Here is a 14,239-nt window from a genome sequence, read left to right on the forward strand (position 1 = left end):
GATGGATAGCAGCTATCTTATAGATAGCTGCTATCTCTTTTCGTAAGCCTCCAAAGACTTTTCCAAAAGCTGCGCCAGCAAAAGACCGTCTCGCTTCGCGACTTGCCGGAACCGCTTATCGAATTCCTCGCTTACGCGGGTGGCAAATTGCACTGTGCGGCCGGTGCGGCGGGCGCTGCGTCCGTCCTCGCCCCTGCGCGGCGTGGCGGCCGGAGCCGCTGGCGCGACTTCCGGAGCCTTTAGATTATCGGGGGTGTCGTCGAGCTGCGGCGGCGCGCCAAGGCGTTTTTTCATGAGTTTCGAGAGGTCGGCCATAGCGTCACACCAAATTAATCAGCGATTGGATGAGGGCGTCCGCCTTGCTGTTCAAGGCGTCGTAACGGGTTTCGGTCACTGAGCGCCCGTGGTTCTGAGCGTCCCGGTAAGAGGTTTTCGAAGGCAAATAGCCTCGCAAAACGTCGTACCCGGCCTCGGTGAGATACTCCCGCGCCGCTACTTCCTCCGCGTCGGTCAGAACGTGATTGATCGCGAAGACGAGGCGCTTCTTGGGGATTCCAGCCTTTACGAGTTCGTGAAACAGCCGGACGGCTGGGCCTAAATCGTCAAGCGCCGGGTTGGTCGGTTGCACGACGAGCGCCGCGCGCTGCGCGATCTTCTGTGTCGCTTCGCTCGCCCGCGCGGGCGCGTCAATAATCAGGAGGTCATAGCGATCAGCCTGTGCAAGGGCTTGATCGGCGGTCTTAAAGCCTTCGACCGATATAACCGGCTCGACGCCCTCGTCGAGTCGACGGCGATGCCAATCGACGGAGGTGCCTTGCTGCGTGTCGAGGTCGGCAATCTTGACGGCAAGGCCGCTCTTAGCGGCTTCACGCGCAAGGCCACGCGAAAGGGTACTTTTCCCCACACCGCCCTTTTGCGAAACAAACGCGATCACGGTCGCCCCGGATTCTGAATCGGCCATATAGCTGCTAGCCCATAGTTAGCAGCTACCTATAAGATAGCTGCTAGTTAATAGATACCTGCTACCTAGCAGGTAGTTAGCTGCTAACTAATAGATAGCTGCTAACTTGTCAAGAAATTGTTGAACCGGCTTGGATCGCGCCTCTTTGACCAAAGGAAAGAGGCCTATGCGAAATATGACCAAGACGCCGCATCCAACTGATCGTCGATAGTCCCCCGCCCCCACTTCTTCCTTGGATAGCCCTTTGTTCGACGCGCCGCAGGCGTGTTGAACTCGCGCGGAGCGCGGCAAAAAGGGACGCCCTTCGTCCCGACAATTTCAGAAGGCAACGGCGCGCAAGAACGGGTCAATCCCCAAAGCCCGCGAAGCGGGTTGCCGAGCCGCAGGGACCCGCGCCGCGTTTGCGGCGTGGGTGGGCGCAGGCAAGGGATTGACGTGTTCGAGCACCGTGGCACTCAAACTCCTTGAAAGAAGGTACAGCCGAAGGCTGTTCCGCTTGTCTCTTTGCCTAGGACAGAGCGCCGATCGTCTTTCCGAGGCGTAAAAGGGCCTCTCCTAGGGGAGTCATGGGGTCTAGCTGGGGTAGGGGAGGGGAAATAAGAGAAGAAGAAGAATCTTGATTAGCTATTCCAGTCGGATTTTCGGACTTAGAAGAACCGCCCATTAATCCTGCGCTTTGTCCGCCTCCGGCTCCCTTCAGATCGTGGAATTGATAGGCGTTGCTCGTCCGGACGACCCGCCAGCGCATCGCCCATTGGCCGAACAGGTCGAGGATAGGCTCTCGCTCCCGCGTGATGCGGTTCACCCATGACAGAAGACCGGCTTCCTCAAGCGCCTTGATCGCCTCGGCGACGGTCGAACGCGCACAACCGGCCTTTTCCGCGATCTTCTCCAATGACGGGAAGCAAAGCCCGCTGCTGGCGTTGTGGAAGCCCCAGAGCAGGGCGTTCAGAACCGCGAGAGCCTTGGCGGTGATCTGGCCGTAATGCTTGCCCTTCTCCGTCCGGCGCATGAGCGCGCGGGCGCGGGCCGTGATGCGCACCTTGGCCTCGCGGTCGAGGGGCAGGGGGCGACCGGTGCCGAACACTTTTTCACGGCGCGGGCGAAGATGATTCGGGATTATTTGAACAAAAGACATGGCCTCTCCTTCGGGTTGATTGCTCAACCCGCCTCGGAAAGGGGACGAAAACCGGCGCAAACGCCCTCATTAGCGCAAACACTGTTTCCGCTTGACTTGAGGCCTGATTTGGGGGAATTTCGTGATTGTCCAGATCATCGAATTTCCCCGGTTCGCCGGGACACCGACCCCGCCTCCTAGGCGGGTTTTGTGTTTCTAGGGTCTGTTTCTCCTAAAAAATTGCAGGACATGACGCGGCGTAATCGGCCACGCATCCCGCCAACCTGCCTAGATTTTCGTGATTCGTCGAGAGTCTTGTAATTCCTGTCGGAATTACCGGCGCGCATGCGCCTCATCTGCCCCGTGGCAGGATCGCGTCAGGGATCGACGCCGCTTGCGGGTTCTGCTTATCGCGTAAGCGGCAATATGGAATGTCTGTTAAAAGAATTGATGTATGCGCTCGTCAGCCTTGCAGCTTTTTCAGGACATCTGAGGCTTGGCTTAGCCGCGCGCGGCGCTCCTGAATCCGAGGCATAGCTCGCCCAGTGAGTCCATTGTTGTAGGTTTCTATCTGCGACCTCTGCCACCCAAGATATTCTGGCAGGCGCGCAATCACATCGTCGATGTAGCGCTTTGCTTCGTCAGCTTGTTGCACCCGGACCGTAATGCCGATTACAAGATTTTGCCCCCGAACTACCCCGCGGGGCGGGTTGAGATTGTAAGGATTTGTCCGGAGAGACCATAGCATCGAGTCGCCAGAGAAAGGGATCGTCTTCGTTGCCATTAATCCCGCTACCCGGACCGTGCCTCCTTCGAAACCGAACTGGTCTTGGACATCAACCTGCGCTTCTTCCACATGTGGGGTTGCTTTGTCGAAGTGAACCTCTAGGGGTGTCATCCTTTCGGACTTATCAACAAGAGCTGCGAGTTCGTCATTTTTCTTTGTCGCGAACTCATGGTCTGAAAGACGGTCCACAACCGCGCGTACCGCATCTACCTTGTTCCGCAAGACCGCGTCCAGATCGACCTGGTCGCGCCGGTAAAAGAGCAATTCGCCTATGACGCCCATGGTGCTCGATCTCTCCGTGCAAGCGGATTCCGAATCAAAAGGTCGGAGAATTTTCGGAACGTATCACCAACAAATACGATTACGAATGCCGATTTCCGTCGCGCGGCAACGCAGCTTCCCCAGACGAGTATCCATTCAACCTCGTCGAGCGTAAACTCTTGGGCGCGACGGTCATTGAGCTGCGGCGTCCGGGTCTAGGGCGTTGAGGCTTCCGCTGGTTTGAATTCAATCCGAACCGGAAGATCGGTCATTGCATAATGAACAAATTGTTGGCCCAATTCCGTCAGCTCATAACCCTCAAGGTCGTCGAACGCAGACTTAGCGGTTCTTGAAGCAGTACCCCTGGGCCCTCTCTGTGCAGATTTCCGAAGGAAATTTCCGGCATAGTCTTTTTCTCGGTGCTGGCGAACGATACTGCCGGTGCTAAGATCGCGGATTAATAGCTTGAACAGATCAGCCTCGGCGGAATCCTCTCGAACATCCTCTTTGCCTACTTTTTCCCATATACGCGCGCGCGTCACGCCCGCGTCGTTGTAAATTGACGCAATGACAGCAAAGTGCAGTTCGCTGTACATGGTTATCCACTGCAAAAATAGCCTGACAACATCATCGCTTGTTATTTTTGCATCAGCTGCGTGAGACAAAATATTTCTAATGAATTCTCGTTTTTGCTCGCTCTCAGCGCCTGCCCAATCGCGAAATGCTTTGCGGATCAAAGATTGATATTGAGGACCCGCAACGCGTTCCGCTGTCTCTTCGTCATTCATGTCAATTCTAGCCATAATTTCTAGTATCGTTTGTGCTTTCTCAGCCATATCGTCTTGCATCATTTTGAGCCAATGCTCGAAGAAGCTATTTATTTTCTCCTGCTCCTGTTCCGACCAAGCCCCCGCGCTGGCCGCAAGTATACCGCCTATAAACGGGATAGCTCCTCCGGCAGCATTCAAAACTGCTCGGAAGGCTCGGCCGCCCTTAATCCCTTTAGGCATTTCATTACCGAGATTGTTATTTTCTTCTATCATTTTTTATCCTTCTCGGCTGGCGGGCTGTGGTCTTCAACCTTGCGGGTTCGCTGGGCCGCTTCCGCATCAAATCAAAACCCGCTCCACCTCGTCGAGCGTCACGTCCTCGGCGCGGCGGTCGTAGAGCTGCGTCGTGCGCGTGCTCGCATGGTTCGCCATCTGCGCGGCGCGTTCGAGCGTGCCGCCGTTCTTGAGGTAAGCGGTGACGCCCGTCGCCCGAAAGGTGTGGTTGCCGACATGCGTGGTGATGCCGGCGGCCTTGGCGCGCCTTTGGATCATCGCATAGGCGTTCGCTTGGGGCAGGGGATTGCCGGTCAGCTGGCCGGTCGCGCGGCTGTAGGTCTGGAACAGGAGCGCCTTCGGGTCGGCTGCGAGGTCCGCGCCGTCCAGATATTCATGCAGGTAGGCTTCGAGATTGTGATGGCACGGCATGGCGTGCTGTTTGCCGCCCTTCTCGTGCAAGCGCACCCAGAGCCGCCGGTTCTGCGGATATGCGTCCTCGACGCGCATGCCGATCGCCGCGCCAATGCGGGCGAAGGAATAGACCATGAGGCCGATAAGGGCGCGGTCGCGAAGACCGATGACGGTCGCGACATTGATCGCGTCGATGAGCTGACGCGCCTCGTCCGGGTCGAGCACTGGCGTCTTGCCGCGCCGCACGATATGGCGCGGCCCGCGCACGGCGGCGGCCGGATTGACCGGCATGATCTGGCCGATCACCATCCAGTCGAACAAATGCCGCAAGGCGGCGAGGCGTAGCTTCGCGGTCGGCGCGGATCGCGCCTTTTGCAGCTGCTCGATATAGGCGGCGACATGGACGCTCTCGATCGCCGTGAGCTGCGTCACGCCGCGCACATCGAGCCAGCCGAAGAATTCCACGGCCGTGCGCGCATAGGCGCGGCGCGTGTTCGGGTTGCGGATGTTGGCGGTGAAGAATTCAAAGAAGCGATAGGAGGCGCGTTCGCCGACGGCGGCGACGAGGGCAGGGACGCGATCGGCGAAGGGGACGAGCTGGGTCATAATGCCCGGAATACCGCCTCAATATCAGCTACTGCCGTCGAGTCATCGACCTTATGGAGAATCGGGCCATTTTGAGATCCATCGCGAATTTCAATCTGCTCCGTTCCATGTTCGTATCTGAAAGCATAGTCTTTTCCGCCAATTCTGACCCAAAGCATGTTTGCTGGGTTGCCTGCATATTGGCGAATTCGGATCGAGTCCGGATCAGCGCGCCAGATGATGCCGCCAAGAATGGCAAGGGCCGCGCCCTTTACCTTACCGGCATGATGGTCAGCACGGCCCATGACACCTTTTGCATACTCATGAAGCTGCTCCACATCCTTAGCCGTGATCGCCATTCCGAAGCTCCTGTCATTCTATATGATAAAAGACATTATCATATACTAAAGCGTGGCGTCGAGCCCCTCAATTAGACGAGAGAATGCCGGTGAGTTTGTGTGGATGTCCACAACGCCCCGACCAGACAAGAAAGCGACGTATGTACTTAAACGTTGTTGATGAATGCCTCAGCAGTTCGATCCGCTTTCGCGCGTCATCATTGGATTCTAACAGCGAAAGCGTGTTGCCAAGATATTCCTCCGTTAGTTCCCGGGAAACACCGGAGAGGGAGCCTTCCAAGTAGATAGCGCAGCCAATCTCTAGGAGGTTCATCAACTCCGCGAATTCGTGTTGGCGCTCTGCCTCCTCACCCGCTGAAAGAAAGCGACGCCATGCTTGGCGGAACGCCTCGTTGAGGGTGACCATCGTCGCGGCAGAGGAGTTCCTGTTACCTTTGCGGATAGCAAAGAGGGCAACAACAAGGGCGATCACAGAGACCCCCCCTGATGCTATCGCTATCTGGTCTGAAGGGCTCAACGCCAGCAAGGGCTCACTTTTTTTGTGCTGCTGGAGCCGCCGGCGCTGCTGGGGTTGCAGCAGGCTGACTACCAGTGCCTTGCTGATTGGCCGGAGACGCGGCGGCAAGTCCCTGACCAAGGTGGGCGGTCGTTAGCCCCCTCTGGAGATGGTCAACGGTTAGCCCCTTTTCGATCTGAGGGACGGTTAGGCCATCCTGTGCGAGCGTTTGGTTAGAACTAGGGGGGGCCTTAGCCATGTTTTCAAATTCCTTAGGTCAAGCTGCGAAAGTAATATCGTACCATAATCCATAATATCAAACCGGCTACCAACTCGAGCGCCGCTGCACCGGAGTTTTGCACCAAAAACGCCTTTTAAGATCAGAGCCTGTGTCTTGGTGCGTCATTTTTGAGTTTTGCACATAACATCGTTGCCGGGCCTCAATGTCGGATAACCCGCTTTACGGAAAACGCTATCCTCTACGGCCCCAAACATCCATCATAACAAGGAATCCATGATAGCGTTCGACTCAAAGAGTTTGAGTCGGACAAGGAAGCATCTATGAGCGCCGTCGACAGCCTACCCAATGCGATCAAAAACCTCGCCAATGAAAAAAACGGAAGTCTTGTTCAGTCGCATGTTCGGAATGTCATCGCAGGCGTTCAAGAGTTGTTGAAAAAACTCGAAAGCCTGGAAAAGAGGATCGTCGCGCTTGAGGAAGAGCAAACGTTGCGCAAAGACAAATATAGGGAATAGTGTAATTCAGATGCGCCGAACGCCTCCTCAGAAAATTTCGTAAGCCCCATTACGTCATATTGCGATTGCACCCTAGCCAGATGCTTGCTTCACTCATCGATCTATACTCGCAGTCCAGCAAGTGGTCTAATGACAACCAGGGCGTTGTTAGTATCACTATTTTCGCAGTAACACTCGCCCTCGGCTGGGCGAGCGGCATCTTCTCTGCGCTCCGCCGCAAGCCGAAGTTCACGCTTAGTCTGAATGATGGCCCAACATTTTGCTGTACCTACCGTATAGGAAAGAAGCACGCCGACTTCGAAGTGCATCGAACAGGAATTGCACTTTTCTTGGTAGTCGCCAACGTAGGCTCCTCCGCATCAAGCATCGAGAACATCTCGGTTGGGTATCACTGGCACCTACGCCCACTCACAGTCCAATGGTTAAAGTATTCTGTGGGCTGGTTCTGGTTAACGAACCAGACAGTCGTCCTCGCGGACTTCCAAGTCCTGATCGGCGAAAACACCAAGGTCTTCCCATTTCTCATCCAGAAAAGCTTCTTGCATTCTGTTGAACCTATTACTTACCTTGAAGTCGGTAGATCGACAGCCGGTGTCGTCTACTTTGAGCAGACCGATAGTTGGGGCGGCGGCTTTCCATCCGTCCGGGCCGGCCGTGTTCGAATCAAGGTGCGTGTTCAGGATGTTTTTGGTGGCTATTACACTGCGAAGTTCACCATACCGTCAGTTTCAATTGAAGAAGCACGTAAGTACAACCCAGCCTTCGGCAAAACGCGCGCAGAGTTACATGGTGAGAAGCTCCCCTTCGACCAAGGCAGCCCATGTGCATAAATCTCCCTGCTTGCGACGAGACGCGGAAGTGCTTCTCACTTCGACCGTTTGAGAAAAATGGATGTAGCGCTTTGCCGGAAAATGAACGAACTGAGGAGCATCTTCCCATGCGATTTGCACAAAATGAAGCGTTGATTATGTTTATAAGGCACAATATATAGAGTTGACAGATTGCGTAGTTTGGTGGGTGGGTGTAATGTTTGGCTTGGTCTGGCGACCAGAGAGAGCGGAACATACCGTGATCTTCTGGGTTCGTTCTCAGCGAGGGTCAAATATGCCACCTCGGGTTTTCAAAGAAAAACCAAGCAATATCTTTTGCGACGATGTTACAGAGTTTGTGAACAAAACCGGAGAACCGGAAAAGCATCCAGATCTTTACACCAATCACATACCGAAGGATGCTGAGTATATTATCCTTCGCAGGATAAAAATTGACGGCAAGAAGCGTCCGAATGGGGACATGGCCCCCTGCCCTATGTGCTCGCCCAACAGATTCCTTGATGGCGATTTGGTTTATGTACCCAGCATAGCGGCGGCGGCGGTCATCGGAAGATGTTGCGCGAATCATGCTGTTCAAGCCGAACGTCAATTCAAGATCGCAGAGCAGAAAAGATATGAGGAAGATTACCTGATCGAGGCCTTCCGTTTCCTTTCCTCGAAAAGAAGCACAATTCGCCGCGCCCGCTCGATTGCCGAGCAGACCTTAGCAATCTTTCGGCTTTTTAGAAGGGATATGCATGACCTTCAAATCCGTCTTAGGGCCATCAAGGAGCGCGGCAATTCCCACCTGAAGCTGTACGAGATAATCCGAAGCGAAGAGGATGAGACCCAAGACGACTACTTTGGTCCCGCTGGCTTCCGAGGCGCGGGAAACTCTGCCGCCGAAACGCGAGATGTCGACTTCGGATTTATGTCGGGCACCACGGCGTTGATGAACGACTACCAACCCGTCAGAGAATTAAATGACGTTGATCGCAACATCGGCTTTCTGAACTTTGAAGGTGATGAAGAGGCTGCAATCAACTTCATCTCAGAAATGACCGAAGGAGAACGGCGCGCTACCGTTGCAAGCTTGCATCTAGCAGACAAAAATTATGAGAAGTTTTCAAAACGCGTTCAAGACTGCCTCATGTTTTTCTCGCCTGAGAACATCGCAAGGCTGAATCAGTTTGGCATCCATCCTTTAAATCACCAGCCCTTCTCAGCAGAAATCAAAACGATAGGCCCTCGTCGCTTCGTCAAATTCAAAGAGGGACGCGACACATGCAATATTCCCATCGACCCGGACCTTGCCCGGTTTGATTACAGTTGGGAGATGATCCCGTTCAAAAAGAACTGAAAGGTTGTTAATCCGGCTCGCGCCAGTCGCATAAGCCCCATTCTGTTAAATCGCGCCCTGTCACAGAATTCTTGATTTTTGTACACAGCTTGGCGCGAAGTGGCGCTAGAATTGATTCTTGGCGTGCATAACCATTGTTATTTATGTATATTGATGCAATACATGCCACGTATTCGAATAAAAATCAAAGGCAGCGACAAACGTTGATAACCTAGATTTAGTCTGAAGGAGTGCTGTCTAAATGAATGATGTATTGCGTTTGCTAAGGCGGTCATTACGACCGTTTGGTTACGATGTTCGCAAACGCAATACATACAATCTACTACCATTCAGAAGTGCGGATCCCCTACCATGCCTTGATCGAGTCAGACAGCATTTCGATTATGACGGCGGTACGGACAGAAAGTCCTCGTCTAACCTCTGCACACTCAAGATTATTTACCGCACCTGCTTAAATCAGGAACGAAACCTAAAAGCGCATAGCAAGCTGTCCGAGTCGCCGTTGGTTGATACAGTCGAGCGTTGTTTTTTGTCCCTTGTCGCCAGCGTCAACGCGGCGCTAGAGGAAGAGGACGCGCCGCACATAGAGGTTTTGATACTCGATGATCGTTCAGAACCAGCTTTTCTTGACAGAATTCAGCGCGTCGCAGGCCAGTTGCGTTGTCAGTGGACTGTGAGAATGAGCGCCGCGCAAGGGCAGGGAGCTTCGCTGCACCAGCAGTTTGACTTAGCGAGAAACGACGACGCGCTTTTCTATTTCTGCGAGGACGATTACATCCATGAAAACCGCGCCGTTTACGAAATGTGGGCGTTCTATCGGCAGATATTCCAATTGACGAACCGTCATCTTGTCTTGCACCCCCAAGAACACGAGTCCCTTTATGACAACTCACACTACCCGTCTTACCTTGTTCTCAGCCCTTTTAGGCACTGGCGCTCCGTAAGCGACGCCACCCACATCCTTTTTACTCACTCCCATGTGGTTAGGGATTACTGGAATTATTTTGAGAATACTAAGTTTGTTGGGGACTATAAAAATAGACGTTTAGGCTCTGAACGTCGCACGACCAACCTACTGTATGAGCATTTGCCGTGCTTTGTCCCTATCCCTGCTTTGGCCGGACACCTTCAAGCCGTCCGCGCCCTTCCCCCGTTTTTCGATTGGCGGAGATTGTGGGAGACTAACCGGCCTCCATCGTCGGCCTAAACCGACAACCGGCCTCGACTCCTGCCAGCGCCTGCACATGGTGACGTGCGCACCGGTGCGCAAAGTCGGATAAGCCCCATTAGGGCTCACCCTATCATCCCTTCTTTGAGTCTGCATCCGAGACTGGCTTCGACGTGAGGGCGTCGAGCTGGTCGAGAAGCCGAACATCATGCGCCAACCGTTCCGGGAAAATATGATAATAGGCGTCGTCGTACTTCATCATCCTGCGGCGCATAGATTCAAGTTCCTCGCGCTGAGCGTCAATAATTTCTTTGAGCACTTTGACAATAGCGGGCACGGCGTCGCACCGCTCGTTCAACGCGACACATCTTGCTTCAAGCAATGCCCACTTTTCAAAAATCTCTAAATCAAGCGGGCGAAAGCCCGGCGGAAGTTGTTGTTTTTCTTTGTCCATTTGGCCTCACTTTCTGGCATTAAACTATACCATAAGCGTAGGCTTACTTGGAATACTTTCATCACGGGGGCGCGCGGCGGTCTCCGCCTGCCGCCGTTCGGCAAGCGCCCGAAAGGCGGCGCGCTGTTCGTCAAGGAGCGCGCGCACGGCGGCGGCGATCTCGCGCGCGGGCAGGCTTCGCCGCGTCGCCTCGATCTTCGCGCCATAAAGGGCGCGAATTCCCGCCCCCTCGCCCGCGAACGATAAGCCCTGCGCGGAAGCGATGCCGCTGCGCGACGCTAAGCCGGTTCCTTCGCCTCGAACCGGTCGCAGTCCGTCATATCCCCCAGCACAGGCTCGCGGTCGAGCAGGCACACCGTCAGCATCCCGCCCTCTTTTCCCGTCCGCGTCCAGCCCGCCGCGCATGTCCGGCAATGACTGGCTGCGTAACCCGTGGGCTTCTGCCACGCGGGTTTGTTTTGCATCCTGAGCATGGTCGTGTCCCTCCCTCCTTGTTGGTTGAAAGCGTCGCCCTGTCCCTCCCGCCTTTTTCTTGTCCTCGGCCAGCCAGCGGCGCAAATCCTTCACCGGATCGTGGCACAGCTTGAGGTAATCCGCAGCAAGACTTCGCGCCGCATAGCGTTTGCCGCCTTTGTCGTCCCCTCCGGTCTTGACCCTCTTTCTCGGCCTCGGCGCGGCCTCCCCGCGCCGCATCAAGCTTCGTGCGGCGATCCGAAACGCCGCGCCCGCATCGCCCCCCGATGGACGCATCGGCAGGGGCTTTTCGTCGATCCGCCGAAGGGAGACCCCTGCCCCCGGCGGTTCATCGCGTTCGCCCTCTCCCGCCGCGCCCGCCCTCTTGATCGTGGTCACGATCCCTTGCCCGGTCGCCGTCGCCAATGTCGCGCGTAAAGACCCGCTCCTTCGTTGTCTTCTCCTGTGCGGCCTTGTGCTCCGCTTGCTTTTCGGCGGGAACCGCGCCGCACGGCGGGGACTTGTCCGGCTCCGGCTGCTTCGAGGCGGGCGGCGAGAAAGACTCGGCAAAATTCGCGGGGGTCGCTGTGCCGGTCATCGGCGTGAAGCTGAAGCGCATGGGTTCCGGCTGCTGCTTGGGGGTCTTGGACTCGCCGGGTATAACGCGCGCTTTCTCGGCGGCGGCGCGGCGAAGGCTCCGCAAGGCGGCTTGCTGTTGCGCCACCATGCCGCCGCGGTCTGTCCAATCAAGCCCCTTATCCGCGCGCGCCTGTTCTTCGGTGCGGCGGCGCTCGTCCAGCTCCCGCGCCAGCTCCTCGGCCTTTGCAGCCAGCCGCTCCAGCTCCCGCACCTCGCCGTCGATCGCCTTTATCTCAACGCGAATATCGTTGCGCGCCATGACCTGTTTCAGCGCGTCCATGCGGTCGCTCTGCGCCCCGCGCTGGGTCATTTCATTGGCGGCATAGCCGACATGCACCCCCGCCTCGCGCTCGATCCCCTGCGCCTCAAGGCTCCTGTGGTCGATCCGCGAGGCAAAGCCGTGCCGCTCCAAATGCCGGTTAGCCAGGTGCGCCCATTGTCCGCGCCATTCCGTAAGCTGCTCGCGCTTGTTCATGGACGGGTCTTTCTTCAGCGCGAACCCATCCGGCCCAAGCGTCCGCATCGTCACCATCAAATGCGCATGGTGATTGCGCTCGTCGCCTTCCTTGTCCGGCGCGTGGATCGCAAGATCGACCGCGTAGCCGCGCCGCACGAACGCCTCGCGCGCAAAATCCTTGACCAGCCAAACCCGTTGCTCTGGCGTCAATTCATGCGGCAAGGAAATTTCGATCTCGCGCGCCAGCTGCGCGTCTTTCCGCTTTTCCGCGCGCTCCGCTTCGTTCCAAAGCTGGTTGCGATCATGCGCCCATTCCGGCGCGCCCGATGGAGCCATGATGTCCGTGAATTGAATCCGCTCGGCGCGCGTCTGATAAAATTTTTGCTCGCCCGCCTGCTCGTCCCGCAGCCTTTCCCCCGACCGATACGCCGCCGCCGCAATGGCGCTCTGGCCCTTGCCTCGGCTGATGATTTTGGCGGTAAGGTGAAAGATCGCCATGCGCTGCCGCTCTTCGCTTGCTCTTCCGCGCCGGAGGGCGCGGCCTTCTCTCACTCGTTAGCTTGTGCGCCGCCGCTTTCCTTTAGCAGATTCGCACAGGCTAACGAGTGAGAGCACATGTCGCGCGGCGACATATAAGTGCGCCCTACCAAACTCGGGTCTCCCTTTTGACGCTAGCTTGTTCTTCCTGATTCGCCAAGTCTCGGTTACGCTTTTCGAATCAACGCGCCGCTTTCAGGAACAAGCCATGCCGAAGGATTATGCGGATCGAATCGCCAAGCTGAAAGAGAAGAAGGAAAAGCTCGGCGAACGGCTCGGCGCGCTTGAACAAAAGGCCAAGGCAGAAACCCGCAAACGCGATACGCGCCGCAAGATCATCGTCGGCGGGGCCGTCCTCGCGCAAATGGGAAAAGATTCCGTGCTCGCAAGCATGGTGCGAAAACTCCTCGCCGCTTCCGTCGGTCGCCCCATGGATCGCGAGGCCATTGCCGATTTGCTCCCCCCGCCAATGGCGCATCCCGCCAATCAACAAACCGCACCGGTGCCGCCTCCCCGCCCTGCCCTCTCGCAAGTCGAAGAGGAAACGGCGCGGATGCTCGGTCGCTTGGCCGCGTCATCGGCTCCCATTCAACAAGCTGCGGCTCCTAGCCCCGCGCCTTTGGAAAAATCGGCCCTGTCCGCGACGTTCGGCTACAAGCCGAAGTGAAAAGCGGGGCGCGCTAAAGCGCGCAATCTTTTGAAGATAGGCGGGGGACTTCGCGTCCCCCGCGCCCCCTGCGGGATATTTACGGGCAAGATGATAAGCTTAAGCGCATCACACCAAATCAAGCCGGACTTTCCGACCCAACATCTCTGCCGCGCGTTGCAAGGTCGTTAGAGTGACATTGCCATCCGTGGGATCGAGCAAACGGCTAACTTGGCTTCGGCTCGTTCCCATAAGCTTCGCAAGCCGCGCCTGTGACAGCTTTTGAACGTCCATCGCCTGTTTAATCTGCCACGCCAAAACCTCTTTGATCGCCACGGCCTGAAACGCGTCACGAACGCCTTGTTCCTCAAGGAAATCGTCAAGCGTCGTGAAGCCCTCAGTCCTCCGGGGTTCTTTCGTCGTCATGATGTCCCTCCTCTCATTTGAATTCGCGCTGCCGTTTGCGGGCAAGCTTCAACTCGTCGTCGGGCGTCTTTTGGGTCTTCTTAATGAAGCCGTGAAGCGCCACCAATCGGCCTTCCGTGAAACAGAAAAAGACCCGCGCGATGCGATTGCCGGTAAGGCCGCTCCGGACTTCCCAAAGCCCCTCACCCAAAGGCCGACAGAGCGGCATGCCGACCGGCCAGCGAAATTGCACGCGCATGAGGTCTTGCCCAATGATGGCGCGATCCGCATCGCTCAGCCCCCGCAACCAGTCGCGGACAACCTCCACACCGGCGCTGGTTCGATAAAAAACGACAGGTACTTTGCGAGCCGCTTGTTCCATTATGCCTCATGTATTGTACATGTACCATATATGAGGCATAAATTGCAAGACTAAAGCGTAGCTATAAGTTTTGGAGGATGGACAGGAGGCCGCAACCTTGTGCTAGCCTAGCTCCACGGTACAGGCGGGGACGCCGATGACCGTGCGAGG

Annotated in this window: 18 protein-coding genes; 5 read left to right on the top strand and 13 right to left on the bottom strand. The window is 56.2% G+C overall.

The window, feature by feature from the left end; translation table 11 throughout:
* Positions 1-30: 30 nt before the first annotated feature.
* From DL86_RS14905 to DL86_RS14940, 8 genes are all read right to left on the bottom strand, one after another.
* Positions 31-315 carry a hypothetical protein gene (locus DL86_RS14905; protein ID WP_036263111.1) on the bottom strand — a complete coding sequence of 95 codons (285 nt, stop codon included), beginning with the start codon at positions 313-315 and terminating at the stop codon, positions 31-33.
* A 4-nt stretch (positions 316-319) separates the two neighbouring features.
* The gene (locus tag DL86_RS14910) at positions 320-961 is read right to left on the bottom strand and encodes a ParA family protein (protein WP_036263113.1); all 642 of its coding nucleotides are present in this window, start codon (positions 959-961) and stop codon (positions 320-322) included.
* A gap of 508 nt (positions 962-1,469) precedes the next feature.
* Positions 1,470-2,099 (bottom strand): helix-turn-helix domain-containing protein, encoded by a 630-nt coding sequence (locus tag DL86_RS14915; RefSeq protein ID WP_156964690.1) that lies wholly within the window; start codon positions 2,097-2,099, stop codon positions 1,470-1,472.
* Positions 2,100-2,541: 442 nt separating this feature from the next.
* Positions 2,542-3,147, bottom strand: coding sequence for a hypothetical protein (locus tag DL86_RS14920; protein ID WP_036263117.1), 606 nt, complete (start codon positions 3,145-3,147; stop codon positions 2,542-2,544).
* A 194-nt stretch (positions 3,148-3,341) separates the two neighbouring features.
* On the bottom strand, positions 3,342-4,169 hold the full coding sequence (locus DL86_RS14925) for a hypothetical protein (protein WP_036263118.1): 828 nt from the start codon (positions 4,167-4,169) through the stop codon (positions 3,342-3,344).
* 66 nt (positions 4,170-4,235) lie between these two features.
* Positions 4,236-5,189 carry a tyrosine-type recombinase/integrase gene (locus DL86_RS14930; protein ID WP_036263120.1) on the bottom strand — a complete coding sequence of 318 codons (954 nt, stop codon included), beginning with the start codon at positions 5,187-5,189 and terminating at the stop codon, positions 4,236-4,238.
* Positions 5,186-5,527 carry a hypothetical protein gene (locus DL86_RS14935; protein ID WP_036263122.1) on the bottom strand — a complete coding sequence of 114 codons (342 nt, stop codon included), beginning with the start codon at positions 5,525-5,527 and terminating at the stop codon, positions 5,186-5,188. Before DL86_RS14935 ends, DL86_RS14930 begins: the two co-directional genes overlap by 4 nt.
* Positions 5,528-5,594: 67 nt before the next feature.
* Positions 5,595-5,999, bottom strand: a complete 405-nt coding sequence (locus DL86_RS14940; RefSeq protein WP_156964691.1) for a hypothetical protein — start codon at positions 5,997-5,999, stop codon at positions 5,595-5,597.
* 585 nt (positions 6,000-6,584) lie between these two features.
* On the opposite strand from DL86_RS14940, the gene DL86_RS14945 reads away from it, so the two are divergent.
* The 4 genes from DL86_RS14945 (at position 6,585) to DL86_RS14960 (ending at position 10,155) form a co-directional block, all read left to right on the top strand.
* On the top strand, positions 6,585-6,779 hold the full coding sequence (locus tag DL86_RS14945; protein WP_036263128.1) for a hypothetical protein: 195 nt from the start codon (positions 6,585-6,587) through the stop codon (positions 6,777-6,779).
* 80 nt (positions 6,780-6,859) lie between these two features.
* Entirely contained in the window at positions 6,860-7,609 is a 750-nt protein-coding gene (locus tag DL86_RS14950; protein ID WP_051953526.1) for a hypothetical protein, read from the top strand.
* Positions 7,610-7,805: 196 nt separating this feature from the next.
* The gene (locus DL86_RS14955) at positions 7,806-8,948 is read left to right on the top strand and encodes a hypothetical protein (protein WP_156964692.1); all 1,143 of its coding nucleotides are present in this window, start codon (positions 7,806-7,808) and stop codon (positions 8,946-8,948) included.
* A gap of 241 nt (positions 8,949-9,189) precedes the next feature.
* Entirely contained in the window at positions 9,190-10,155 is a 966-nt protein-coding gene (locus DL86_RS14960; RefSeq protein WP_084572960.1) for a glycosyltransferase family A protein, read from the top strand.
* 94 nt (positions 10,156-10,249) lie between these two features.
* Here DL86_RS14960 and DL86_RS14965 read toward each other — a convergent pair whose 3' ends face one another.
* Genes DL86_RS14965 through mobQ form a run of 3 tightly spaced genes read right to left on the bottom strand, consistent with a single transcriptional unit; the run spans position 10,250 to position 12,617 of the window.
* The gene (locus tag DL86_RS14965) at positions 10,250-10,570 is read right to left on the bottom strand and encodes a hypothetical protein (protein ID WP_036263135.1); all 321 of its coding nucleotides are present in this window, start codon (positions 10,568-10,570) and stop codon (positions 10,250-10,252) included.
* A gap of 24 nt (positions 10,571-10,594) precedes the next feature.
* Positions 10,595-11,422: a hypothetical protein gene (locus DL86_RS20005; RefSeq protein ID WP_156964693.1), complete on the bottom strand. Its 828-nt coding sequence runs from the start codon at positions 11,420-11,422 to the stop codon at positions 10,595-10,597.
* Positions 11,373-12,617, bottom strand: coding sequence for a MobQ family relaxase (gene mobQ, locus DL86_RS18870; RefSeq protein ID WP_156964694.1), 1,245 nt, complete (start codon positions 12,615-12,617; stop codon positions 11,373-11,375). Before mobQ ends, DL86_RS20005 begins: the two co-directional genes overlap by 50 nt.
* 247 nt (positions 12,618-12,864) lie before the next feature.
* Between mobQ and DL86_RS14985 the strand changes: the two genes are divergently transcribed.
* Complete coding sequence (locus DL86_RS14985) at positions 12,865-13,323, top strand: hypothetical protein (RefSeq protein WP_156964695.1); 459 nt, start codon at positions 12,865-12,867, stop codon at positions 13,321-13,323.
* Positions 13,324-13,431: 108 nt separating this feature from the next.
* Here DL86_RS14985 and DL86_RS14990 read toward each other — a convergent pair whose 3' ends face one another.
* Positions 13,432-13,728, bottom strand: coding sequence for a helix-turn-helix domain-containing protein (locus DL86_RS14990; protein WP_036263146.1), 297 nt, complete (start codon positions 13,726-13,728; stop codon positions 13,432-13,434).
* Between the two features lie 13 nt (positions 13,729-13,741).
* Positions 13,742-14,089, bottom strand: a complete 348-nt coding sequence (locus DL86_RS14995) for a type II toxin-antitoxin system RelE/ParE family toxin (protein WP_036263148.1) — start codon at positions 14,087-14,089, stop codon at positions 13,742-13,744.
* Positions 14,090-14,239: the final 150 nt, after the last annotated feature.

The sequence above is a fragment of the Methylocapsa aurea genome, from assembly GCF_000746085.1.
GTDB lineage: Bacteria > Pseudomonadota > Alphaproteobacteria > Rhizobiales > Beijerinckiaceae > Methylocapsa > Methylocapsa aurea.